We start from the raw sequence: 23,411 nt of genomic DNA, 5'->3' as shown, positions 1-23,411 counted from the left end.
GGCCGGCTCTCCCCGGACCCGTTCAGACCATTGCTGAAGTGCCCATTTTTCTCGCTGACGCGAGGGGCTCGAACCCCCGAAAGAGGGATTGACGACAAGTGCTCGACGTCAACTTCTTCGACGAGCTGCGGATTGGCCTCGCCACCGCGGACGACATCCGGACCTGGTCCCACGGCGAAGTGAAGAAGCCGGAGACCATCAACTACCGCACCCTCAAGCCCGAGAAGGACGGACTCTTCTGCGAGAAGATCTTCGGCCCCACCCGGGACTGGGAGTGCTACTGCGGCAAGTACAAGCGTGTCCGCTTCAAGGGCATCATCTGTGAGCGCTGCGGCGTCGAGGTCACTCGCGCCAAGGTGCGCCGTGAGCGGATGGGCCACATTGAGCTGGCCGCTCCCGTCACCCACATCTGGTACTTCAAGGGTGTCCCGTCCCGTCTGGGCTACCTGCTCGACCTCGCGCCGAAGGACCTCGAAAAGGTCATCTACTTCGCCGCGTACATGATCACCTTTGTGGACGAGGAGCGCCGGACGCGCGACCTGCCCTCGCTGGAGGCACACGTCTCCGTCGAGCGCCAGCAGGTCGAGAACCGCCGCGACTCCGACCTGGAGGCCCGCGCCAAGAAGCTCGAGACCGACCTGGCCGAGCTGGAGGCCGAGGGTGCCAAGGCCGACGTGCGCCGCAAGGTGCGCGAAGGCGCCGAGCGCGAGATGAAGCAGCTGCGTGACCGTGCGCAGCGCGAGATCGACCGTCTCGACGAGGTGTGGAGCCGCTTCAAGAGCCTCAAGGTCCAGGACCTGGAGGGCGACGAGCTGCTCTACCGCGAGCTGCGTGACCGCTTCGGCACGTACTTCGACGGCTGCATGGGCGCTGCTGCCCTGCAGAAGCGCCTGGAGTCCTTCGACCTCGACGAGGAGGCCGAGCGCCTCCGCGAGATCATCCGTACCGGCAAGGGCCAGAAGAAGACCCGTGCGCTCAAGCGCCTCAAGGTCGTCTCCGCGTTCCTGCAGACCAGCAACAAGCCCAAGGGCATGGTGCTCGACTGCGTACCGGTCATCCCGCCGGACCTGCGTCCGATGGTGCAGCTGGACGGTGGCCGCTTCGCGACCTCCGACCTGAACGACCTGTACCGCCGTGTGATCAACCGCAACAACCGCCTCAAGCGTCTCCTTGACCTCGGTGCCCCCGAGATCATCGTGAACAACGAGAAGCGGATGCTGCAGGAGGCCGTCGACGCGCTGTTCGACAACGGCCGCCGCGGTCGCCCGGTCACCGGTCCCGGCAACCGTCCCCTGAAGTCCCTGAGCGACATGCTCAAGGGCAAGCAGGGCCGTTTCCGCCAGAACCTCCTCGGCAAGCGTGTGGACTACTCCGCGCGTTCCGTGATCGTCGTCGGCCCGCAGCTCAAGCTGCACCAGTGCGGTCTGCCGAAGGCCATGGCGCTGGAGCTCTTCAAGCCGTTCGTGATGAAGCGCCTGGTGGACCTGAACCACGCGCAGAACATCAAGTCGGCCAAGCGCATGGTCGAGCGCGGCCGCACCGTGGTGTACGACGTCCTCGAAGAGGTCATCGCCGAGCACCCGGTGCTGCTGAACCGTGCGCCGACCCTGCACCGCCTGGGCATCCAGGCCTTCGAGCCGCAGCTGGTCGAGGGCAAGGCCATCCAGATCCACCCGCTCGTCTGCACCGCGTTCAACGCGGACTTCGACGGTGACCAGATGGCCGTCCACCTGCCGCTGTCGGCAGAGGCGCAGGCCGAGGCCCGCATCCTGATGCTGTCCTCGAACAACATCCTGAAGCCGGCCGACGGCCGTCCCGTCACCATGCCGACCCAGGACATGGTGCTCGGACTGTTCTTCCTCACGACCGACGAGGCAGAGCGCAAGGTCATCGGCGAGGGCCGGAACTTCGGTTCCGCGGCCGAGGCGATCATGGCCTTCGACAACCGCGAGCTGTCGCTGCAGGCGAAGGTCGACATCCGCTTCCCGGTGGGCACCATCCCGCCGCGTGGCTGGGTGCCGCCGGTCGCCGAGCCGGGCGAGCCCGAGTACCAGCCGGGTGACACCTTCCGGCTGCGTACGACCCTGGGCCGCGCGCTCTTCAACGAGCTGCTGCCCGAGGACTACCCGTTCGTCGACTACTCGGTGGGCAAGAAGCAGCTCTCCGAGATCGTCAACGACCTGGCCGAGCGCTACCCCAAGGTCATCGTGGCGGCGACGCTCGACAACCTGAAGGCTGCGGGCTTCCACTGGGCGACCCGTTCCGGCGTCACCGTCGCCGTTTCGGACATCGTCGTCCCGGAGGCCAAGAAGGCCATCGTCCAGGGCTACGAGGCCCAGGACGAGAAGGTCCAGAAGCAGTACGAGCGCGGTCTGATCACCAAGGACGAGCGCACGCAGGAGCTCATCGCGATCTGGACCAAGGCGACCAACGAGGTTGCCGAGGCGATGAACGCGAACTTCCCCAAGACGAACCCCATCTTCATGATGGTTGACTCGGGTGCCCGAGGAAACATGATGCAGATGCGGCAGATCGCCGGTATGCGTGGTCTGGTGTCGAACGCGAAGAACGAGACCATCCCGCGTCCCATCAAGGCGTCGTTCCGTGAGGGTCTCTCCGTACTGGAGTACTTCATCTCCACCCACGGTGCCCGTAAGGGCCTCGCGGACACCGCCCTGCGTACCGCCGACTCGGGTTACCTGACCCGTCGTCTGGTGGACGTCTCGCAGGACGTGATCATCCGCGAGGAGGACTGCGGCACCGAGCGCGGTCTGAAGCTCAAGATCGCGGTCAAGGGCGAGGACGGTGTGCTCCGCAAGACGGAGGACGTCGAGACCTCGGTCTACGCCCGCATGCTCGCCGAGGACGTCGTCATCGACGGCAAGGTCATCGCGCCGGCCAATGTCGACCTGGGTGACGTCCTGATCGACGCCCTGGTGGGCGCCGGTGTCGAGGAGGTCAAGACCCGCTCGGTCCTGACCTGTGAGTCCGCGGTCGGCACCTGTGCCTTCTGCTACGGACGCTCGCTGGCCACCGGCAAGCTGGTCGACATCGGTGAGGCGGTCGGCATCATCGCCGCCCAGTCCATCGGTGAGCCCGGTACCCAGCTGACGATGCGTACCTTCCACACCGGTGGTGTGGCGGGTGACGACATCACGCAGGGTCTGCCGCGTGTCGTCGAGCTCTTCGAGGCCCGTACACCCAAGGGTGTCGCGCCGATCTCCGAGGCCGCGGGCACCGTCCGCATCGAGGAGACCGAGAAGACGAAGAAGCTCGTCGTCACCCCGGACGACGGCAGCGAGGAGACGCCCTTCCCGATCTCCAAGCGGGCCCGTCTGCTCGTGGGCGAGGGCGACCGCGTCGAGGTGGGCCAGAAGCTCACCGTGGGTGCCACCAACCCGCACGACGTGCTGCGCATCCTCGGCCAGCGTGCGGTCCAGGTCCACCTGGTCGGCGAAGTCCAGAAGGTCTACAACTCGCAGGGCGTGTCGATCCACGACAAGCACATCGAGATCATCATCCGGCAGATGCTGCGCCGCGTGACGATCATCGAGTCCGGCGACGCGGAACTGCTGCCGGGCGAGCTCGTCGAGCGCTCGAAGTTCGAGACCGAGAACCGTCGTGTGGTCACGGAAGGCGGCCACCCGGCCTCCGGCCGTCCGCAGCTGATGGGTATCACCAAGGCCTCGCTGGCCACCGAGTCGTGGCTGTCGGCGGCGTCCTTCCAGGAGACCACCAGGGTCCTGACCGACGCGGCGATCAACGCCAAGTCGGACTCCCTGATCGGCCTCAAGGAGAACGTCATCATCGGTAAGCTCATCCCGGCCGGTACGGGCCTCGCCCGCTACCGCAACATCCGGGTGGAGCCCACCGAGGAGGCCAAGGCCGCGATGTACTCGGCTGTCGGCTACGACGACATCGACTACTCGCCGTTCGGCACCGGCTCCGGCCAGGCCGTCCCGCTGGAGGACTACGACTACGGTCCGTACAACCAGTAAGGCGCATGTCTGACGAAGGGCGGTCACCCCAGCGGGGTGGCCGCCCTTCGGCGTACCCGCTTCCGTGCCGGGAACGGCCTCGTACCGGCCCCTCTCTGCGCCGACCCAGGGCGGTCTGTCCGCCCGCGTGGGCATTTGTTTTGACCGCAGCCGATGCGGTAGGTACGCTCTGACCTTGTGCCTGGGGTGTGCCCTGGCTCCTGTGCGTGTCTTCAACCGCATGACGAGCTGTAAGTGACCACCGCAATCTGTGTCCTTCCCGCCACTTCGGCGGAGGTCTGCAGTATTCGACACACCCGACCGCGTGGGTCGGAGTGGTTCCAGGTTAGTTCTACACGGCACACAGAAACCGGAGAAGTAGTGCCTACGATCCAGCAGCTGGTCCGGAAGGGCCGGCAGGACAAGGTCGAGAAGAACAAGACCCCCGCGCTCGAGGGCTCGCCCCAGCGTCGTGGTGTCTGCACCCGTGTCTTCACGACCACCCCGAAGAAGCCCAACTCGGCGCTCCGTAAGGTCGCGCGTGTTCGTCTGACCTCCGGCATTGAGGTCACGGCCTACATCCCGGGTGAGGGACACAACCTGCAGGAGCACTCGATCGTGCTCGTGCGTGGTGGCCGTGTGAAGGACCTGCCCGGTGTTCGCTACAAGATCATCCGCGGTTCGCTCGACACCCAGGGTGTCAAGAACCGCAAGCAGGCCCGCAGCCGCTACGGCGCCAAGAAGGAGAAGTAAGAATGCCTCGTAAGGGCCCCGCCCCGAAGCGCCCGGTCATCATTGACCCGGTCTATGGTTCTCCTCTTGTCACCTCGCTGATCAACAAGATCCTGCTGAACGGCAAGCGTTCCACCGCCGAGCGGATCGTGTACGGCGCCATGGAGGGCCTTCGCGAGAAGACCGGCGCCGACCCGGTCATCACGCTGAAGCGCGCTCTTGAGAACGTCAAGCCGTCTCTCGAGGTCAAGTCCCGCCGTGTCGGTGGCGCCACCTACCAGGTGCCGATCGAGGTCAAGCCCGGTCGCGCCGCCACCCTCGCGCTGCGCTGGGTCGTCGGCTACTCCCGCGCCCGTCGCGAGAAGACGATGACCGAGCGGCTCACCAACGAGCTGCTCGACGCCTCGAACGGTCTTGGCGCTGCCGTCAAGAAGCGTGAGGACACCCACAAGATGGCCGAGTCCAACAAGGCCTTCGCGCACTACCGCTGGTAGTCGCTACCCACATCGAGACCGAGAGAAGATTGAGCCTTATGGCCACCACTTCGCTTGACCTGGCCAAGGTCCGCAACATTGGGATCATGGCCCACATCGACGCGGGCAAGACGACCACCACTGAGCGGATCCTCTTCTACACCGGTGTGAGCTACAAGATCGGTGAAGTCCACGACGGCGCAGCCACGATGGACTGGATGGAGCAGGAGCAGGAGCGCGGCATCACGATCACGTCGGCCGCGACGACCTGCCACTGGCCGCTCAACGATGTCGATCACACGATCAACATCATCGACACCCCGGGTCACGTCGACTTCACCGTCGAGGTGGAGCGTTCGCTCCGCGTCCTCGACGGCGCTGTCACCGTGTTCGACGGTGTCGCGGGCGTCGAGCCGCAGTCCGAGACCGTCTGGCGTCAGGCGGACCGCTACGGCGTTCCGCGTATCTGCTTCGTCAACAAGCTGGACCGTACCGGTGCCGAGTTCCACCGCTGCGTCGACATGATCGTCGACCGCCTCGGTGCGGTTCCGCTGGTCATGCAGCTCCCGATCGGTGCCGAGGCCGACTTCAAGGGCGTCGTCGACCTCGTGACGATGAAGGCCTTTGTGTGGTCCGCCGAGGCGACCAAGGGCGAGATGTACGACATCGTCGACATCCCGGAGACGCACACCGAGGCGGCCGACGAGTGGCGCGGCAAGCTGCTCGAAGCCGTCTCGGAGAACGACGACGAGATGATGGAGCTGTACCTGGAGGGCCAGGAGCCCACCGAGGAGCAGCTGTACGCGGCGATCCGCCGTATCACCCTTGCTTCCAAGGGCAGCGCGGACTCCGTCACCGTCACTCCCGTCTTCTGTGGCACGGCCTTCAAGAACAAGGGCGTTCAGCCCCTGCTCGACGCGGTCGTCCGCTACCTGCCTTCCCCCCTGGACGTCGAGGCCATTGAGGGCCACGACGTCAAGGACCCCGAGACCGTCGTCAAGCGCAAGCCGTCCGACGACGAGCCGTTCTCCGGTCTTGCGTTCAAGATCGCGAGTGACCCGCACCTCGGCAAGCTCACCTTCGTCCGGATTTATTCGGGCCGCCTCGAGGCCGGCACCGCGGTGCTGAACTCGGTCAAGGGCAAGAAGGAGCGCATCGGCAAGATCTACCGTATGCACGCGAACAAGCGTGAGGAGATCGCGTCGGTGGGCGCGGGCGACATCATCGCCGTCATGGGGCTGAAGCAGACCACGACCGGTGAGACGCTCTGCGACGACAAGCAGCCGGTGATCCTGGAGTCCATGGACTTCCCGGCGCCGGTCATCGAGGTCGCCATCGAGCCGAAGTCCAAGGGTGACCAGGAGAAGCTGGGTGTCGCCATCCAGCGGCTCTCGGAGGAGGACCCCTCCTTCCAGGTCCACTCCGAGGAGGAGACCGGCCAGACCATCATCGGTGGTATGGGCGAGCTTCACCTCGAGGTGCTCGTCGACCGCATGAAGCGCGAGTTCCGCGTCGAGGCGAACGTCGGCAAGCCCCAGGTCGCGTACCGCGAGACGATCCGCAAGACCGTCGACCGTATCGACTACACGCACAAGAAGCAGACTGGTGGTACCGGCCAGTTCGCGAAGGTGCAGATCGCGATGGAGCCCATCGAGGGCGGCGACGCGACCTACGAGTTCGTGAACAAGGTCACCGGTGGCCGCATCCCCCGTGAGTACATCCCCTCGGTGGACGCGGGCGCGCAGGAAGCCATGAAGTTCGGCATCCTGGCCGGTTACGAGATGGTGGGTGTCCGCATCACCCTTCTCGACGGTGGCTACCACGAGGTGGACTCCTCGGAGCTCGCCTTCAAGATCGCCGGTTCGCAGGCGTTCAAGGAGGGTGCCCGCAAGGCGTCCCCCGTGCTCCTCGAGCCGATGATGGCCGTCGAGGTCACCACGCCCGAGGACTACATGGGCGATGTCATCGGCGACCTCAACTCCCGCCGTGGCCAGATCCAGGCCATGGAGGAGCGCAGCGGCGCTCGCGTCGTGAAGGGCCTCGTGCCCCTCTCGGAGATGTTCGGCTACGTCGGAGACCTCCGCAGCAAGACCTCGGGTCGCGCAAGCTACTCGATGCAGTTCGACTCCTACGCCGAGGTTCCGCGGAACGTCGCCGAGGAGATCATCGCGAAGGCCAAGGGCGAGTAACTCTTCCGAGTCCACGCTTTAGGCTTATCACCGGAGCCACTGGGGCATTCGACGCAGAGCACAAGCAATGCGGCGGGTGCCCCGGGCCCCGGCATCCCAGCAAAGATCACCTGGCGCCGATGAAGCAAGGCGTACAGAACCACTCCAGGAGGACCCAGTGGCGAAGGCGAAGTTCGAGCGGACTAAGCCGCACGTCAACATCGGCACCATCGGTCACATTGACCACGGTAAGACGACCCTCACGGCCGCCATTACCAAGGTGCTGCATGACGCGTACCCGGACCTGAACGAGGCCTCGGCCTTCGACCAGATCGACAAGGCTCCCGAGGAGCGCCAGCGCGGTATCACGATCTCGATCGCGCACGTCGAGTACCAGACGGAGCAGCGTCACTACGCGCACGTCGACTGCCCGGGTCACGCTGACTACATCAAGAACATGATCACGGGTGCGGCGCAGATGGACGGCGCCATCCTCGTGGTCGCGGCCACCGACGGCCCGATGCCGCAGACCAAGGAGCACGTGCTCCTGGCCCGCCAGGTCGGCGTTCCGTACATCGTTGTCGCGCTGAACAAGGCCGACATGGTGGACGACGAGGAGATCCTGGAGCTCGTCGAGCTCGAGGTCCGTGAGCTCCTCTCCGAGTACGAGTTCCCGGGCGACGACCTTCCGGTCGTCAAGGTCTCGGCGCTCAAGGCCCTTGAGGGCGACAAGGAGTGGGGCCAGACCGTCCTCGACCTGATGAAGGCCGTCGACGAGTCGATCCCGCAGCCCGAGCGTGACGTCGAGAAGCCGTTCCTGATGCCGATCGAGGACGTCTTCACGATCACCGGTCGTGGCACCGTCGTCACCGGTCGTATCGAGCGTGGTGTCCTCAAGGTCAACGAGACCGTTGACATCGTGGGCATCAAGCAGGAGAAGACCACCACCACGGTCACCGGCATCGAGATGTTCCGCAAGCTGCTCGACGAGGGCCAGGCCGGTGAGAACGTCGGTCTGCTCCTCCGTGGCATCAAGCGCGAGGACGTCGAGCGCGGCCAGGTCATCATCAAGCCCGGTTCGGTCACGCCGCACACCGAGTTCGAGGCCCAGGCCTACATCCTGTCGAAGGACGAGGGTGGCCGTCACACCCCGTTCTTCAACAACTACCGCCCGCAGTTCTACTTCCGTACCACGGACGTAACGGGCGTTGTGACCCTTCCCGAGGGCACCGAGATGGTCATGCCGGGGGACAACACCCTCATGACCGTGTCGCTGATCCAGCCCGTCGCCATGGAAGAGGGCCTGAAGTTCGCCATCCGTGAGGGTGGCCGGACCGTGGGCGCCGGCCAGGTCACGAAGATCCTCAAGTAATCACTTGACGGTCTGACCTGGTCGCTCACAGAGCACCTGGTAACAGCAGAGGGCCCCCGGCCCGCCGTTCGCGGCGGACCGGGGGCCCTTCTGCTTGTCTGGATCCTTCTACGTGCGTGCGCCTGTGCCTGAGCCTGTGGGTGTGGGTGTGCGTGTCGGCGTCTCTGCGGGGGAGAGAGGTCCTACACCTCCCGGACCGGCCGCCACAGCCAGGGGAGCGCTCCCGGGCCGAGGCCCGCCACGGTCGGGCCGGAAGAGTCCCCGGCGGTCCCGGCGGTCTTGGCGGTCCCGGCGGGCCTGGCGCCCTCGGCCAGCAGGGAGGCCCCCGCGAGCGGTACGACGCCTTCGGTGCGCCGCAGCACCTTCCCGTTCAGCAGGAGCTGGATGCGGCCCCGGTCGTCCTGGCCGAGCAGCGTGGGTTCCGCGGCGCGGGTGTCGGCGCGGGTGCCCGCGCGGGCGCCGGGGCGGGTGCCGCCCAGGTGTACGTGGGTCGTCGCGGCCGTCGCCGGCCTGCGGTAGTACACGTCCACGCCGCCGTCCGGCGCGGCCGTCGCGGTGGGGAAGTCGCCGGGCAGCGGCAGGAGGGGGTCCGGGTACAGCGCCACAGGGCCGCCGGCCACCGCCTGGGTCCAGTGGTGCACGGTGTCCCGGCCCGAGGCGAAGAGATGGACGCGGCCCGCCGAGTCGACCGTGGCGGAGAGGCCGTCCTGGATCTGGCCGCCGCCCAGGCTCCGCCAGGGGGACCAGCTGCCCCCGGTGGAGCGGACCCGGGTGCTGATGCCCTGGGCGGCGTCGCGTATGAAGAGGTGCACTTGCCCCGCGCGGTCGGTGACCGCGACGGGGACGCCTATTCGGCGGCCCCGGTCCGGGTCGCTCTCCGGGTTGCCGAGCCCGGTCCACGCCGCGAACTTCCCACCGGGCGTGCGCTGTTGGAGCAGCACTATCTCGCGCGTGTTGGCCGCGCCGTGCCCGGCTATCGAGGAGAACCGCAGCGCGAACAGCAGCTGCCGGCCGTCCTTGAGCGCGGCCGCACCGATCGTCGGGGCCAGCGGCCCGCCGCCCAGGTCGTGCGGCGTCCCCCACTGGCCGCTGCCCGGCGCCGTCTCGCTCCAGCGCACCGCGTGCAGGCCGAGAACCCCGTACCCGACGAGGCGTCCGTCCTGCTCGGTGGCCAGGACGGGGCGCGGGCCCGGGTAGCGGTAGTGGGTGGAGCGGACCCACCCCTTCTTGTTGGTCAGCGGACGGCCGATGCCCACGTTGTAGTCGCCGCAGCCGCCCGGGTTTCCGCAGTTCCAGGCCTCGTTGCCGCCGTACGGGAGCAGGTTCGCGGCCTTCTGGGCGAGCACCTTCGGCGACAGGTTCTTCGGCCAGTGGCGGTTGTAGTAGCCCCGGTAGGAGGTGGCGACGAAGGCGGGCACCTCGCCCTTCCCCTGCGTTGCCTCTGCGACCCAGCGGATCATCGCCGCCCAGCTGAAGGAGGCGGTGGCGGTGTGGTCCGCGTGGTCGGAGTAGCCGACCTGCTCGCTGTCCTTGCGGCGGACGGCGGTCGGGCTGTGCTGGATGTCCGGGTCGGGGTCGAGGGTGTGGATGACGGTCGGGCGGTACTGCGCCATCAGCCCGGTGAGCACGTCGACCATGGCGTCGTACGTGTACGAGTCCGCCTCCTGGAGCGGTGAACCCTCCGCGACCACGGTCCGCAGGCTGAGCCCCCGGTCGGACCAGAGCGACGGCAGGCCGAGCCGCCCGTGGGAGGTGTGCATGGCGGTGTTGAGGAATACCAGTTCGACCCGGCGGGTGCCCCGTATCAGCGTGTTGACCTCGGCGCGGCGGCCGCCGCGCAGGGTGACGACTTCCTTTTGCCACTGCGTGAACGGGGGGAGGCCCAGCTGCACCGCGTACGCCTGGCGCAGCCCCTGGTGGCGGGCCGACGAGTAGGCGGGCTTGTCCGGGACGGGGCGCGGCTGGCCTGCGATGACGTTGATACCGGTGGCCTCACCCCCGGTGACGTACACGCAGACCAGGGGTGTTCCGGAGTCCAGCATCCGCTGGGTGTCCGGGTTCATGAAGTACATGTCGTCGTCGGGGTGGGCCAGTATCTGCATGAGCCGGTCGTGCCGGGCGATGGAGATCGCCTTGCCCGGCATCGGGTCGGCGGTGCTGGTGGTACGGTGCGGCGACGCGGGCACGGAGCAGGCGGTGAGCGCGGCGGCCGCGGCGGCTGTACCCAGCCCCGCGAGCAGGAGCCTCCGGGACGGGCCGGGCCCTCGGCGGGCGGAACCGGCATCCTGATGGGCGGGACGGGAATCCTGGTGGGCGGGGCCGGATCCCTGGTGGTCGGGGCCGGGCCCCTCCGATATCCCTGTATGCGATATCCCCATGATGGTGCTCCGTCCGCTCCCCTGCACGGGCCCTCCCGTGCTCTCCCGGTCTGCTTGACGGGGTTCTCCGACCGGAGGTTGCCTCCGGGCCGGACGCTGTTACGGGAGGTGAAGGCGGTGCGGGGAGGGCCGGGGGCCCGGCCGGTGCGGCGCCGGGTGCCGTGGCGGTGATGCTCCGACTCTGTTCCGCGGTGGCTCGTACGCATCGCGCGAACTGGTAGAAAGTGCCTGCCGTCATCACTGCCGCGCCCGCCGTCCGCCGGCCCGTCGGCCCGTCCGCCGTCTCAGTAACCGGACGGCTGGGCACAGGTGTTCTCGCCGGGACGATCGTTGAGGGGAGACACTGGGCCGGTGACCGCCCGCCGCACACGGGCGGCCGCCGTCTGCGCCCGACCGGAAGGGACACCTGTGACACCGCCAACCACGAGTTCTTCGAAGGACAAGCTCGCTGCCCTGCGCACCGAGATCGAGCACCGCAACCCGGCCCAGCCCGAGTTCCACCAGGCAGTTCACGAAGTGCTGGAGAGCCTGGCACCGGTGCTGGCCGTGCGGGACGACTACGCGCAGGCGAGCCTGGTGGAACGTCTCTGCGAGCCCGAGCGGCAGATCATCTTCCGGGTGCCCTGGCAGGACGACCGGGGCAGGGTCCACGTCAACCGCGGCTTCCGGGTGGAGTTCAACAGCGCGCTCGGCCCGTACAAGGGCGGTCTGCGCTTCCACTCGTCGGTGAACCTCGGCATCGTGAAGTTCCTGGGCTTCGAGCAGGTCTTCAAGAACGCGCTGACCGGTCTCGGCATCGGCGGCGGCAAGGGCGGCAGCGACTTCGACCCGCACGGCCGCTCCGACTCCGAAGTCATGCGCTTCTGCCAGTCCTTCATGACGGAACTGCACCGGCACATCGGCGCGCACACCGACGTGCCCGCCGGTGACATCGGCGTCGGCGGCCGCGAGATCGGCTACCTCTTCGGCCAGTACCGGCGCATCACCAACCGCTGGGAGTCCGGTGTCCTCACCGGCAAGGGCCCGTCCTGGGGCGGCTCGGCGATCCGGCCCGAGGCGACCGGATACGGGAACGTCTACTTCGCCGCCGAGATGCTGCGCCGCCGCGGCGAGGACCTGCAGGGGCAGACCGCGGTGGTCTCCGGGTCGGGCAACGTCGCCATCTACACCATCGAGAAGCTCAAGGCCCTCGGTGCCAACGCCCTGACCTGCTCGGACTCCGGTGGCTACGTCATCGACGACAAGGGCATCGACGTCGAACTCCTGAAGCAGGTCAAGGAGGTCGAACGCGCCCGCATCAGCGAGTACGCGGAGCGCCGCGGCGCGTCCGCCCGGTACATCAGCGGCGGCAGCGTCTGGGACGTACCCGCGGACATCGCACTGCCATCGGCCACCCAGAACGAACTCGACGCCGACGCCGCGACGACCCTCGTACGCAACGGGGTCAAGGCCGTCTCCGAGGGCGCCAACATGCCGGCCACCCTGGAGGCCGTGGACGTCCTGCACGAGGCGGGCGTCGCCTTCGGCCCCGGCAAGGCGGCCAACGCGGGCGGTGTCGCGGTCAGCGCCCTGGAGATGCAGCAGAACGCGGCCCGCGACACCTGGACACCCGCGCGCGTCGAGGACGAACTGCTGCGGATCATGCGCGACATCCACCACACCTGCTACGAGACCGCCGAACGCTACGGCGCCCCCGGCAACTACGTGACCGGCGCCAACATCGCCGGTTTCGAACGGGTGGCGGACGCGATGCTGGCCCAGGGCGTCATCTGAGAGGCCCGCTGGAACAGCAGCCGGTGCCGGCCCCGCTCCCGCCGGAGCGCGGCCGGCACCGCTGTGCGGCGCTGCCGCGAGCCGGGGCGGTCAGCCCTCGGTGAAGAGATCGTCCGCGGCGGTGGCGGTGAGCGCCCAGGCCGGCGGCCATGATCCCCGGGTCCTCCTGGAAGACGCGGTGCATCGCCTCGTGCGGTGAATTGACCATGCGGGGAGAAGTCATAGGCCTATGGCATATGCAAAACCGGTTCTCGCTCACTCATTGAGGTGAAGAGGAGCCCCGCCGCACGACCGCCCCGTACGGCTTCGCGGGTGGCCCGCGTCCGGCCGGGCGAGGGCTGGGGTACAGTCTCCGGCCGCGATTGGCGTCCGTGGTGACCCGTATGGCAGACTATCGGGGTTGCTCGGTTGAGTGCCGATGCTGCGCGCCTCCCGTCGGGAGGACTGGAAGCAAGTCCCACAGTACTCGTCGCCCCAACTGCCGTAAGGCAGCGCTGAGGCGGACGTACGGGAATCTTCCGGGAAGCGTCAGCGGGGTGCCGACCAGGCGCCCGGTGGGTGTTCATCCCCCGGCTCGCGGTCACTGGCCCGCACCCCTTGGTTGGGAAATCCTTCGGGAGATCTTCGTAGAGGGAATGCGACACGCCCGACCGCGTGGGTCGGAGATGAATGCAGGACCTGCCGGGTCCCAGAGCGTTACGAGAGACAGGACTACTGAGTAGCCATGGCGGGACAGAAGATCCGCATCCGGCTCAAGGCCTACGACCACGAGGTCATCGACTCTTCGGCAAAGAAGATCGTCGAGACGGTGACGCGAACTGGTGCGTCGGTCGCAGGCCCGGTGCCGCTGCCCACTGAGAAGAACGTGTACTGCGTCATCAAGTCGCCGCACAAGTACAAGGACTCGCGCGAGCACTTCGAGATGCGCACGCACAAGCGCCTCATCGACATTCTCGACCCCACGCCGAAGACGGTTGACTCGCTGATGCGTCTCGACCTCCCGGCTGGCGTCGACATCGAGATCAAGCTCTGAGGTGACGCGCGAGATGACTAAGAACATCAAGGGCGTCCTGGGCGAGAAGCTCGGCATGACCCAGGTCTGGGACGAGAACAACCGGGTTGTCCCGGTGACCGTCGTCAAGGCCGGGCCGTGCGTCGTGACGCAGGTCCGTACGAACGACATCGACGGCTACGAGTCGGTCCAGATCGCCTTCGGCGAGATCGACCCTCGCAAGGTGAACAAGCCCCTCAAGGGTCACTTCGCCAAGGCCGACGTGACTCCGCGCCGCCACCTGGTGGAGCTCCGCACCCCTGACGCCAGCGAGTACACGCTGGGCCAGGAGATCACCGCCCAGGTGTTCGAGTCCGGCATCAAGGTTGATGTCACGGGCAAGAGCAAGGGCAAGGGCTTCGCCGGTGTCATGAAGCGCCACAACTTCAAGGGTGGCAAGGCTTCCCACGGTGCCCACCGCGTGCACCGTAAGCCTGGCTCCATCGGTGGCTGTGCCACCCCGGGCCGTGTCTTCAAGGGCATGCGCATGGCGGGCCGCATGGGCAACGAGCGGGTCACCACCCAGAACCTGACCGTCCACGCCGTTGACGCGGAGAAGGGTCTGCTGCTCATCAAGGGCGCGGTCCCCGGTCCGAACGGCGGCCTCGTCCTGGTCCGTACCGCGGCCAAGGGGGCTTGAGGAACCGATGAGCACCATTGACATCCTTTCGCCGGCAGGCGACAAGGCCGGGACCGTCGAACTCCCCTCGGAGATCTTCGACGCCAAGATCAGCATCCCGCTGATCCACCAGGTCGTTGTCGCACAGCTGGCCGCGGCCCGTCAGGGCACGCACAAGACCAAGCGTCGCGGCGAAGTCCGCGGTGGCGGTAAGAAGCCTTACCGCCAGAAGGGCACCGGCCGCGCGCGCCAGGGTTCGACCCGTGCGCCGCAGTTCGCCGGCGGTGGCGTCGTCCACGGCCCGCAGCCGCGTGACTACTCGCAGCGCACCCCGAAGAAGATGAAGGTCGCCGCTCTGCGCGGTGCCCTCACCGACCGGGCGCAGAACGCTCGCGTCCACGTCGTCTCCGGCGTGGTCGAGGGCGCTGCCTCCACGAAGGCCGCGAAGTCCCTGCTGGGCAAGGTCAGCGAGCGCAAGCACGTGCTCCTGGTCGCCGAGCGTTCGGACGAGGCCGCGTGGCTCTCCGCCCGCAACCTGCCCCAGGTGCACCTCCTGGAGCCGGGCCAGCTGAACACGTACGACGTGCTCGTATCCGATGACGTGGTCTTCACCAAGGCCGCCTTCGAGTCCTTCGTGTCTGGCCCCAAGGCCACCACTGAGACCGAAGGGAGCGACGTCTGATGGCTGAGACGACCGTTACCAGCAAGACCTTCACGGACCCGCGCGACGTCCTCGTCAAGCCGGTTGTTTCCGAGAAGAGCTACGCGCTGCTCGACGAGAACAAGTACACGTTCATCGTCGCGCCGGGCTCCAACAAGACCCAGATCAAGCAGGCCGTGGAAGCGGTCTTCTCGGTCAAGGTCACCGGAGTCAACACGATCAACCGCCAGGGCAAGCGCAAGCGCACCCGCACCGGGTTCGGAAAGCGCGCTGACACCAAGCGCGCCATTGTGACCCTTGCCGAGGGCGACCGTATCGACATCTTCGGCGGCCCGGTCTCCTAACGGAGTCCGAGTCGTCCGGAATCGGACGAGGACTGAGAAATGGGTATCCGCAAGTACAAGCCGACGACCCCGGGCCGTCGTGGCTCCAGCGTCGCCGACTTTGTCGAGATCACGCGGTCCACGCCGGAGAAGTCGCTGGTTCGCCCTCTGCACAGCAAGGGCGGCCGTAACAACACCGGCCGGATCACCGTTCGCCACCAGGGTGGCGGACACAAGCGCGCCTTCCGTGTGATCGACTTCCGTCGTCACGACAAGGACGGCGTGCCGGCCAAGGTCGCGCACATCGAGTACGACCCGAACCGCACCGCGCGCATCGCGCTCCTGCACTACGCAGACGGCGAGAAGCGCTACATCCTCGCCCCGGCCAAGCTGGGCCAGGGCGACCGGGTGGAGAACGGCGCAGGTGCCGACATCAAGCCGGGCAACAACCTGCCGCTGCGCAACATCCCGGTCGGTACGACCATCCACGCCATCGAGATGCGTCCCGGTGGCGGAGCGAAGATCGCCCGTTCCGCGGGTGCTTCGGTCCAGCTGCTCGCGAAGGAAGGCGCCATGGCGCACCTTCGTATGCCGTCGGGCGAGGTCCGCCTGGTCGACATCCGCTGCCGCGCCACCATCGGCGAGGTCGGCAATGCCGAGCAGTCGAACATCAACTGGGGCAAGGCCGGCCGTATGCGCTGGAAGGGCGTCCGCCCGTCCGTCCGCGGTGTCGCGATGAACCCGGTCGACCACCCGCACGGTGGTGGTGAGGGCAAGACCTCCGGTGGTCGCCACCCGGTCAGCCCGTGGGGTCAGAAGGAGGGTCGTACTCGCTCGCCGAAGAAGGCTTCGAGCAAGTACATCGTCCGCCGCCGCAAGACGAACAAGAAGCGCTAGGAGCGGGTTTAGATGCCGCGCAGTCTCAAGAAGGGGCCTTTCGTCGACGGACACCTTGTCAAGAAGGTGGACGTACAGAACGAAGCAGGCACCAAGAACGTCATCAAGACCTGGTCCCGGCGCTCGATGATCATCCCGGACATGCTGGGACACACCATCGCGGTGCACAACGGCAAGATCCACGTCCCGGTGTTCGTCACCGAGTCGATGGTCGGCCACAAGCTCGGCGAGTTTGCGCCGACCCGCACCTTCCGCGGCCACGTCAAGGACGACCGCAAGTCGAAGCGCCGCTAAGGCGGGGTGCGAAGACTATGAACGACACCGAAGGGACAACCATGGAAGCCAGGGCCCAGGCGCGGTACATCCGCGTCACGCCCATGAAGGCCCGCCGCGTGGTGGACCTTATCCGTGGCATGGATGCCACGGAGGCTCAGGCGGTCCTGCGTTTCGCCCCGCAGGCCGCGAGCGTGCCGGTTGGCAAGGTGCTTGACAGCGCCATCGCCAACGCTGCACACAACTACGACCACACCGACGCCGGCAGCCTCGTCATCTCCGAGGCGTACGTCGACGAGGGCCCGACCCTGAAGCGGTTCCGTCCGCGCGCCCAGGGCCGTGCCTACCGGATCCGCAAGCGGACCAGCCACATCACCGTGGTCGTCAGCAGCAAGGAAGGAACCCGGTAATGGGCCAGAAGGTTAACCCGCACGGGTTCCGACTCGGCATTACCACGGACTTCAAGTCCCGTTGGTACGCCGACAAGCTGTACAAGGACTACGTCAAGGAAGACGTCGCCATTCGTCGCATGATGACGAAGGGCATGGAGCGCGCCGGTATCTCGAAGGTTGAGATCGAGCGCACCCGCGACCGCGTCCGCGTCGACATCCACACCGCTCGTCCGGGCATCGTCATCGGCCGCCGCGGCGCCGAGGCCGACCGCATCCGCGGCGAGCTGGAGAAGCTGACCGGCAAGCAGGTCCAGCTCAACATCCTTGAGGTCAAGAACCCCGAGGTGGACGCTCAGCTGGTGGCCCAGGCCGTCGCCGAGCAGCTCTCCTCGCGTGTCTCCTTCCGTCGCGCCATGCGTAAGAGCATGCAGTCGACGATGAAGGCCGGCGCCAAGGGCATCAAGATCCAGTGCGGTGGCCGTCTCGGCGGCGCCGAGATGTCCCGTTCGGAGTTCTACCGCGAGGGCCGTGTGCCGCTGCACACGCTCCGCGCGAACGTGGACTACGGCTTCTTCGAGGCCAAGACGACCTTCGGCCGTATCGGCGTGAAGGTCTGGATCTACAAGGGCAATGTCAAGAACATCGCCGAGGTCCGTGCCGAGAACGCCGCGGCCCGTGCGGGTAACCGCCCGGCCCGTGGTGGCGGCAGTGACCGTCCGGCAGCCGGCGGCCGTGGTGGCCGTGGCGGCGAGCGTGGCGGCCGCGGCCGCAAGCCGCAGCAGTCCGCGCCGGCAGCCGAGGCCCCCAAGGCCGAGGCTCCCGCCGCCGCTGCTCCGGCTGAGAGCACTGGAACGGAGGCCTGACCGACATGCTGATCCCTCGTAGGGTCAAGCACCGCAAGCAGCACCACCCCAAGCGCAGTGGTATGGCGAAGGGTGGAACTGAGGTCGCATTCGGTGAGTACGGCATCCAGGCTCTGACGCCGGCGTACGTGACGAACCGCCAGATCGAGGCTGCTCGTATCGCGATGACCCGCCACATCAAGCGTGGCGGCAAGGTCTGGATCAACATTTACCCGGACCGTCCCCTCACCAAGAAGCCCGCCGAGACCCGCATGGGTTCGGGTAAGGGCTCCCCGGAGTGGTGGATCGCGAACGTCAAGCCCGGCCGGGTGATGTTCGAGCTGTCCTACCCGAACGAGAAGGTCGCTAAGGAGGCGCTCACCCGCGCCGCCCACAAGCTTCCGATGAAGTGCCGCATCGTGCGGCGCGAGGCAGGTGAGTCGTGATGGCGGCCGGTACCAAGGCGACCGAGCTGCGTGAGCTGAACGACGAGGACCTCGTCGCCAAGCTGCGTGAGGCCAAGGAAGAGCTGTTCAACCTCCGCTTCCAGGCGGCGACCGGACAGCTCGAAAACCACGGTCGGCTCAAGTCCGTCCGTAAGGACATCGCCCGGATCTACACCCTGATGCGTGAGCGCGAGCTGGGCATCGAGACGGTGGAGAGCGCCTGATGAGCGAGAAGAATGTGACTGAGACGACTGAGCAGCGCGGATTCCGCAAGACCCGTGAGGGTCTCGTCGTCAGCGACAAGATGGACAAGACCGTCGTCGTCGCTGTCGAGGACCGCGTCAAGCACGCGCTGTACGGCAAGGTCATCCGCCGTACGAACAAGCTCAAGGCGCACGACGAGGCCAACGCCGCCGGTATCGGCGACCGTGTTGTCATCATGGAGACACGGCCGCTGTCGGCATCGAAGCGCTGGCGCATCGTCGAGATCCTCGAGAAGGCCAAGTAAGAATCCCTGAGCTCATCGCTCAGGTCAGTTCCGCCAGGCTCGGTGGGGGACCCGCGTAAGTCACTTACGTGAGTCCCCCGCCGGGAACCGGCAGACGATCAGGAGATAGACGTGATCCAGCAGGAGTCGCGACTTCGCGTCGCCGACAACACGGGTGCGAAGGAAATTCTCACCATTCGTGTTCTCGGTGGCTCGGGTCGCCGCTACGCGGGTATCGGTGACGTCATTGTCGCCACCGTCAAGGACGCGATCCCCGGTGGCAACGTGAAGAAGGGTGACGTCGTCAAGGCGGTCATCGTTCGCACCGTCAAGGAGCGTCGTCGTCAGGACGGCTCGTACATCCGCTTCGACGAGAACGCCGCCGTCATTCTGAAGAACGACGGCGACCCCCGCGGCACCCGTATCTTCGGCCCGGTGGGCCGTGAGCTGCGCGAGAAGAAGTTCATGAAGATCATCTCGCTCGCGCCGGAGGTGCTGTAAGCATGAAGATCAAGAAGGGCGACCTGGTTCAGGTCATCACCGGTAAGGACCGCGGCAAGCAGGGCAAGGTCATCGTTGCCTACCCCACGCAGAACCGTGTCCTCGTCGAGGGTGTCAACCGGGTCAAGAAGCACACCAAGGCCGGCCAGACCGCTCGTGGTTCGCAGACCGGTGGCATCGTGACGACCGAAGCCCCTGTCCACGTCAGCAACGTTCAGCTGGTGGTGGAGAAGGACGGCAAGAAGGTCGTCACCCGCGTCGGCTACCGCTTTGACGACGAGGGCAACAAGATCCGCGTTGCCAAGCGGACCGGTGAGGACATCTGATGACTGCCACCACTGCGCCGCGTCTCAAGACGCGCTACCGCGAGGAAATCGCCGGCAAGCTGCGTGAGGAGTTCTCGTACGAGAACGTCATGCAGATCCCCGGTCTCGTCAAGATCGTGGTCAACATGGGTGTGGGCGACGCCGCCCGCGACTCCAAGCTGATCGACGGTGCCATCAAGGACCTCACCACGATCACCGGTCAGAAGCCGGCCGTCACCAAGGCCCGCAAGTCGATCGCGCAGTTCAAGCTGCGCGAGGGGCAGCCGATCGGCTGCCACGTCACCCTCCGCGGTGACCGGATGTGGGAGTTCCTGGACCGTACGCTGTCGCTCGCGCTTCCGCGTATCCGTGACTTCCGTGGCCTGTCGCCGAAGCAGTTCGACGGCCGTGGCAACTACACCTTCGGTCTCACGGAGCAGGTCATGTTCCACGAGATCGACCAGGACAAGATCGACCGGGTCCGGGGCATGGACATCACCGTGGTCACCACGGCGACCAATGACGACGAGGGTCGTGCCCTCCTTCGTCACCTCGGCTTCCCGTTCAAGGAGAACTGACCGTGGCGAAGAAGTCCCTGATCGCTAAGGCCGCCCGCAAGCCGAAGTTCGGCGTCCGCGGGTACACCCGCTGCCAGCGCTGCGGCCGGCCCCACTCCGTCTACCGCAAGTTCGGCCTGTGCCGTGTGTGCCTTCGTGAGATGGCCCACCGCGGCGAGCTGCCGGGCGTGACCAAGAGCTCCTGGTAATTCCCTTTCCGGGAATTATCGGAGGCTCTCGGTAAGCATCTGGTCGGCAGAAGCCCTCCTCCGTATGCCGTAGGCTTGCGGGGTTGGGCCTCTGCCGCCCGACCGCCCGCGGGCGAAGCCCGCTGACAAAACGCTTACTACGCCGTAGGTCCCCGCACCGCACCCGTCCCGCCACTGAGTGGGGAGAGGGATGGCGCATACAGGAAACCCCGGCGAGAGAGGCCGAAGGCCAATTCATGACCATGACTGATCCCATCGCAGACATGCTCACGCGTCTGCGTAACGCAAACTCGGCGTACCACGACTCCGTCGTGATGCCGCACAGCAAGATCAAGTCGCACATCGCGGAGATCCTCCAGCAGGAGGGCTTCATCACCGGCTGGAAGACCGAGGACGCCGAGGTCGGCAAGAACCTCGTTCTCGAGCTGAAGTTCGGCCCGAACCGCGAGCGCTCGATCGCAGGCATCAAGCGGATCTCGAAGCCGGGTCTGCGTGTGTACGCGAAGTCCACCAATCTGCCGAAGGTTCTCGGCGGCCTGGGCGTGGCGATCATCTCCACGTCCCACGGTCTCCTGACCGGCCAGCAGGCCAGCAAGAAGGGCGTAGGTGGGGAAGTCCTCGCCTACGTCTGGTAGTCGGGAACGGAGGAAAAGCCATGTCGCGAATCGGCAAGCTCCCCATTCAGGTTCCCGCCGGTGTGGACGTCACCATCGATGGCCGCACGGTCGCGGTGAAGGGCCCCAAGGGGTCCCTCTCGCACACCGTTGCGTCGCCGATCGAGGTCACCAAGGGCGAGGACGGCGTGCTCAACGTCGTCCGTCCTAACGACGAGCGTCAGAACAAGGCCCTTCACGGCCTGTCCCGCACGCTGGTGGCGAACATGATCACCGGCGTGACCACGGGATACACCAAGGCGCTCGAAATCAGCGGTGTCGGTTACCGCGTCCAGGCGAAGGGCTCCAACCTGGAGTTCGCCCTGGGCTACAGCCACCCGATCGTCGTTGAGGCCCCTGAGGGCATCACCTTCAAGGTCGAGTCGCCCACGAAGCTCAGCGTCGAGGGCATCGACAAGCAGAAGGTCGGCGAGGTCGCCGCTAACATCCGCAAGCTGCGGAAGCCCGACCCGTACAAGGCCAAGGGCGTCAAGTACGCCGGCGAGGTTATCCGCCGCAAGGTCGGAAAGGCGGGTAAGTAAGCCATGGCATACGGTGTAAAGATCGCCAAGGGTGACGCGTACAAGCGCGCTGCCATCAAGCGCCGCCACGTCCGTGTCCGCAAGCACATCTCCGGCACGCCGGAGCGTCCGCGCCTGGTCGTGACGCGCTCCAACCGCAACATCGTCGCGCAGGTCATCGACGACATCGCGGGCCACACGCTCGCTTCGGCGTCGACCCTGGACACCTCGATCCGCGGTGGCGAGGGCGACAAGAGCGCCCAGGCACAGCAGGTCGGCGCGCTCGTCGCAGAGCGTGCGAAGGCCGCCGGTGTCGAGGCTGTCGTGTTCGACCGTGGTGGCAACAGGTACGCCGGGCGCATTGCCGCTCTGGCTGACGCCGCCCGCGAAGCCGGGCTGAAGTTCTAAGCCCCGGTTCCGGGACTAACGGACGTAACAGAGAGAGGTAAATCCAATGGCTGGACCCCAGCGCCGCGGAAGCGGTGCCGGTGGCGGCGAGCGGCGGGACCGGAAGGGTCGCGACGGTGGCGCTGCCGCCGAGAAGACCGCTTACGTTGAGCGCGTAGTCGCGATCAACCGCGTTGCCAAGGTTGTCAAGGGTGGTCGTCGCTTCAGCTTCACCGCGCTCGTCGTGGTCGGAGACGGTGACGGCACCGTAGGTGTCGGATACGGCAAGGCCAAGGAAGTTCCCGCGGCCATCGCCAAGGGCGTCGAAGAGGCCAAGAAGAGCTTCTTCAAGGTTCCGCGTATCCAGGGCACCATCCCTCACCCGATCACGGGCGAGAAGGCTGCGGGCGTCGTCCTGCTCAAGCCTGCTTCCCCCGGTACCGGTGTTATCGCCGGTGGCCCGGTGCGCGCCGTTCTGGAGTGCGCCGGCGTCCACGACATCCTGTCGAAGTCGCTCGGCTCCGACAACGCGATCAACATCGTGCACGCGACCGTGGCGGCCCTCCAGGGCCTGCAGCGTCCCGAGGAGATCGCGGCTCGCCGTGGTCTGCCCCTCGAGGACGTCGCCCCCGCGGCTCTGCTCCGTGCGCGTGCGGGAGCGGGTGCGTAATGGCTCGCCTCAAGATCACGCAGACGAAGTCGTACATCGGCAGCAAGCAGAACCACCGCGACACCCTGCGTTCGCTCGGGCTCAAGCGCCTGCACGACGTGGTTGTCAAGGAGGACCGCCCCGAGTTCCGCGGAATGGCTAACACCGTCCGCCACCTCGTGACGGTTGAGGAGGTCGACTGACATGGCGGAGAACAACCCGCTGAAGGTCCACAACCTCCGGCCCGCCCCGGGCGCCAAGACCGCCAAGACCCGTGTGGGTCGTGGTGAGGCGTCCAAGGGTAAGACCGCAGGTCGTGGTACCAAGGGCACGAAGGCCCGTTACCAGGTTCCGGAGCGCTTCGAGGGCGGGCAGATGCCCCTCCACATGCGCCTCCCGAAGCTGAAGGGCTTCAAGAACCCGTTCCGCACCGAGTTCCAGGTTGTCAACCTGGACAAGCTCGGTGAGCTCTACCCCGAGGGTGGAGACGTCACGGTGGCCGACCTGGTCGCCAAGGGCGCGGTGCGTAAGAACAGCCTCGTCAAGGTCCTGGGCCAGGGCGAGATCTCGGTGGCGCTGACGGTTTCGGTTGACGCCGTCTCCGGCTCCGCCAAGGAGAAGATTGCCGCCGCGGGCGGCACCGTCACCGAGCTCGTCTGAGACGACTCGATGACCTGAACACCCAACCGGGGATGCCTTTTTGAAAGGGCATCCCCGGTTGGTCGTTCCAAGGGGGGCAGGGTCGCCGGTATGGTGGCGCTGCAC

Annotated in this window: 28 protein-coding genes; 27 read left to right on the top strand and 1 reads right to left on the bottom strand. The window is 66.7% G+C overall.

The window, feature by feature from the left end:
• Positions 1-98: 98 nt before the first annotated feature.
• From OG210_RS10655 to tuf, 5 genes are all read left to right on the top strand, one after another.
• On the top strand, positions 99-3,998 hold the full coding sequence (locus OG210_RS10655) for a DNA-directed RNA polymerase subunit beta' (RefSeq protein ID WP_164264067.1): 3,900 nt from the start codon (positions 99-101) through the stop codon (positions 3,996-3,998).
• A gap of 360 nt (positions 3,999-4,358) precedes the next feature.
• On the top strand, positions 4,359-4,730 hold the full coding sequence (gene rpsL / locus OG210_RS10650) for a 30S ribosomal protein S12 (protein WP_003948652.1): 372 nt from the start codon (positions 4,359-4,361) through the stop codon (positions 4,728-4,730).
• Between the two features lie 2 nt (positions 4,731-4,732).
• Positions 4,733-5,203 (top strand): 30S ribosomal protein S7, encoded by a 471-nt coding sequence (gene rpsG, locus OG210_RS10645; RefSeq protein ID WP_164264073.1) that lies wholly within the window; start codon positions 4,733-4,735, stop codon positions 5,201-5,203.
• A gap of 38 nt (positions 5,204-5,241) precedes the next feature.
• Positions 5,242-7,371, top strand: coding sequence for an elongation factor G (gene fusA / locus OG210_RS10640; protein WP_328330174.1), 2,130 nt, complete (start codon positions 5,242-5,244; stop codon positions 7,369-7,371).
• Between the two features lie 157 nt (positions 7,372-7,528).
• Entirely contained in the window at positions 7,529-8,722 is a 1,194-nt protein-coding gene (gene tuf / locus OG210_RS10635) for an elongation factor Tu (RefSeq protein ID WP_328330176.1), read from the top strand.
• Between the two features lie 182 nt (positions 8,723-8,904).
• Here tuf and OG210_RS10630 read toward each other — a convergent pair whose 3' ends face one another.
• Complete coding sequence (locus OG210_RS10630) at positions 8,905-11,100, bottom strand: PIG-L family deacetylase (protein ID WP_371535974.1); 2,196 nt, start codon at positions 11,098-11,100, stop codon at positions 8,905-8,907.
• A 408-nt stretch (positions 11,101-11,508) separates the two neighbouring features.
• On the opposite strand from OG210_RS10630, the gene gdhA reads away from it, so the two are divergent.
• From gdhA to rplO, 22 genes are all read left to right on the top strand, one after another.
• Entirely contained in the window at positions 11,509-12,873 is a 1,365-nt protein-coding gene (gene gdhA, locus OG210_RS10625; protein ID WP_328330180.1) for an NADP-specific glutamate dehydrogenase, read from the top strand.
• A gap of 724 nt (positions 12,874-13,597) precedes the next feature.
• Positions 13,598-13,906: a 30S ribosomal protein S10 gene (gene rpsJ, locus OG210_RS10620; protein WP_003948644.1), complete on the top strand. Its 309-nt coding sequence runs from the start codon at positions 13,598-13,600 to the stop codon at positions 13,904-13,906.
• Positions 13,907-13,919: 13 nt separating this feature from the next.
• Positions 13,920-14,564 (top strand): 50S ribosomal protein L3, encoded by a 645-nt coding sequence (gene rplC, locus OG210_RS10615; RefSeq protein WP_250299280.1) that lies wholly within the window; start codon positions 13,920-13,922, stop codon positions 14,562-14,564.
• A gap of 7 nt (positions 14,565-14,571) precedes the next feature.
• A complete protein-coding gene (gene rplD / locus OG210_RS10610; protein WP_164264443.1) occupies positions 14,572-15,225 on the top strand; it encodes a 50S ribosomal protein L4 in 654 nt (217 codons plus the stop codon).
• On the top strand, positions 15,225-15,548 hold the full coding sequence (rplW, locus tag OG210_RS10605) for a 50S ribosomal protein L23 (RefSeq protein ID WP_164264444.1): 324 nt from the start codon (positions 15,225-15,227) through the stop codon (positions 15,546-15,548). The genes rplD and rplW overlap by 1 nt, the downstream gene beginning before the upstream one ends.
• 39 nt (positions 15,549-15,587) lie before the next feature.
• Positions 15,588-16,424, top strand: a complete 837-nt coding sequence (gene rplB, locus OG210_RS10600) for a 50S ribosomal protein L2 (protein WP_164264445.1) — start codon at positions 15,588-15,590, stop codon at positions 16,422-16,424.
• Positions 16,425-16,436: 12 nt separating this feature from the next.
• Positions 16,437-16,718, top strand: coding sequence for a 30S ribosomal protein S19 (gene rpsS / locus OG210_RS10595; protein WP_164264446.1), 282 nt, complete (start codon positions 16,437-16,439; stop codon positions 16,716-16,718).
• A gap of 41 nt (positions 16,719-16,759) precedes the next feature.
• Positions 16,760-17,107 carry a 50S ribosomal protein L22 gene (gene rplV / locus OG210_RS10590; RefSeq protein ID WP_006604878.1) on the top strand — a complete coding sequence of 116 codons (348 nt, stop codon included), beginning with the start codon at positions 16,760-16,762 and terminating at the stop codon, positions 17,105-17,107.
• Positions 17,107-17,952 carry a 30S ribosomal protein S3 gene (gene rpsC, locus OG210_RS10585; RefSeq protein WP_327295857.1) on the top strand — a complete coding sequence of 282 codons (846 nt, stop codon included), beginning with the start codon at positions 17,107-17,109 and terminating at the stop codon, positions 17,950-17,952. Before rplV ends, rpsC begins: the two co-directional genes overlap by 1 nt.
• Positions 17,953-17,957: 5 nt before the next feature.
• Complete coding sequence (gene rplP, locus OG210_RS10580) at positions 17,958-18,377, top strand: 50S ribosomal protein L16 (protein WP_164264448.1); 420 nt, start codon at positions 17,958-17,960, stop codon at positions 18,375-18,377.
• Positions 18,377-18,601: a 50S ribosomal protein L29 gene (gene rpmC, locus OG210_RS10575; RefSeq protein WP_028812369.1), complete on the top strand. Its 225-nt coding sequence runs from the start codon at positions 18,377-18,379 to the stop codon at positions 18,599-18,601. Before rplP ends, rpmC begins: the two co-directional genes overlap by 1 nt.
• On the top strand, positions 18,601-18,885 hold the full coding sequence (gene rpsQ / locus OG210_RS10570) for a 30S ribosomal protein S17 (RefSeq protein WP_327295856.1): 285 nt from the start codon (positions 18,601-18,603) through the stop codon (positions 18,883-18,885). Before rpmC ends, rpsQ begins: the two co-directional genes overlap by 1 nt.
• Positions 18,886-18,996: 111 nt before the next feature.
• Complete coding sequence (gene rplN, locus OG210_RS10565) at positions 18,997-19,365, top strand: 50S ribosomal protein L14 (RefSeq protein WP_003966950.1); 369 nt, start codon at positions 18,997-18,999, stop codon at positions 19,363-19,365.
• A gap of 2 nt (positions 19,366-19,367) precedes the next feature.
• Positions 19,368-19,691: a 50S ribosomal protein L24 gene (rplX, locus tag OG210_RS10560; protein ID WP_164264450.1), complete on the top strand. Its 324-nt coding sequence runs from the start codon at positions 19,368-19,370 to the stop codon at positions 19,689-19,691.
• Entirely contained in the window at positions 19,691-20,248 is a 558-nt protein-coding gene (gene rplE / locus OG210_RS10555) for a 50S ribosomal protein L5 (protein WP_164264451.1), read from the top strand. The genes rplX and rplE overlap by 1 nt, the downstream gene beginning before the upstream one ends.
• Positions 20,249-20,250: 2 nt before the next feature.
• The gene (locus OG210_RS10550) at positions 20,251-20,436 is read left to right on the top strand and encodes a type Z 30S ribosomal protein S14 (RefSeq protein ID WP_024491590.1); all 186 of its coding nucleotides are present in this window, start codon (positions 20,251-20,253) and stop codon (positions 20,434-20,436) included.
• 236 nt (positions 20,437-20,672) lie between these two features.
• Positions 20,673-21,071, top strand: a complete 399-nt coding sequence (gene rpsH, locus OG210_RS10545; protein ID WP_164264452.1) for a 30S ribosomal protein S8 — start codon at positions 20,673-20,675, stop codon at positions 21,069-21,071.
• 20 nt (positions 21,072-21,091) lie between these two features.
• Positions 21,092-21,631: a 50S ribosomal protein L6 gene (gene rplF, locus OG210_RS10540; RefSeq protein ID WP_164264453.1), complete on the top strand. Its 540-nt coding sequence runs from the start codon at positions 21,092-21,094 to the stop codon at positions 21,629-21,631.
• 3 nt (positions 21,632-21,634) lie between these two features.
• On the top strand, positions 21,635-22,018 hold the full coding sequence (gene rplR / locus OG210_RS10535; protein ID WP_328330185.1) for a 50S ribosomal protein L18: 384 nt from the start codon (positions 21,635-21,637) through the stop codon (positions 22,016-22,018).
• A gap of 46 nt (positions 22,019-22,064) precedes the next feature.
• Positions 22,065-22,667: a 30S ribosomal protein S5 gene (rpsE, locus tag OG210_RS10530; RefSeq protein WP_164264455.1), complete on the top strand. Its 603-nt coding sequence runs from the start codon at positions 22,065-22,067 to the stop codon at positions 22,665-22,667.
• Positions 22,667-22,849, top strand: coding sequence for a 50S ribosomal protein L30 (gene rpmD / locus OG210_RS10525; protein WP_024491595.1), 183 nt, complete (start codon positions 22,667-22,669; stop codon positions 22,847-22,849). The genes rpsE and rpmD overlap by 1 nt, the downstream gene beginning before the upstream one ends.
• A 1-nt stretch (position 22,850) precedes the next feature.
• Positions 22,851-23,306 carry a 50S ribosomal protein L15 gene (gene rplO, locus OG210_RS10520; RefSeq protein ID WP_328330188.1) on the top strand — a complete coding sequence of 152 codons (456 nt, stop codon included), beginning with the start codon at positions 22,851-22,853 and terminating at the stop codon, positions 23,304-23,306.
• Positions 23,307-23,411: the final 105 nt, after the last annotated feature.

The organism is Streptomyces sp. NBC_00466 (assembly GCF_041433995.1).
Classification (GTDB): domain Bacteria; phylum Actinomycetota; class Actinomycetes; order Streptomycetales; family Streptomycetaceae; genus Streptomyces.
The sequence above is the reverse complement of the archived record's forward strand: the minus strand, read 5'-3'. Positions and strand labels throughout refer to the sequence as shown.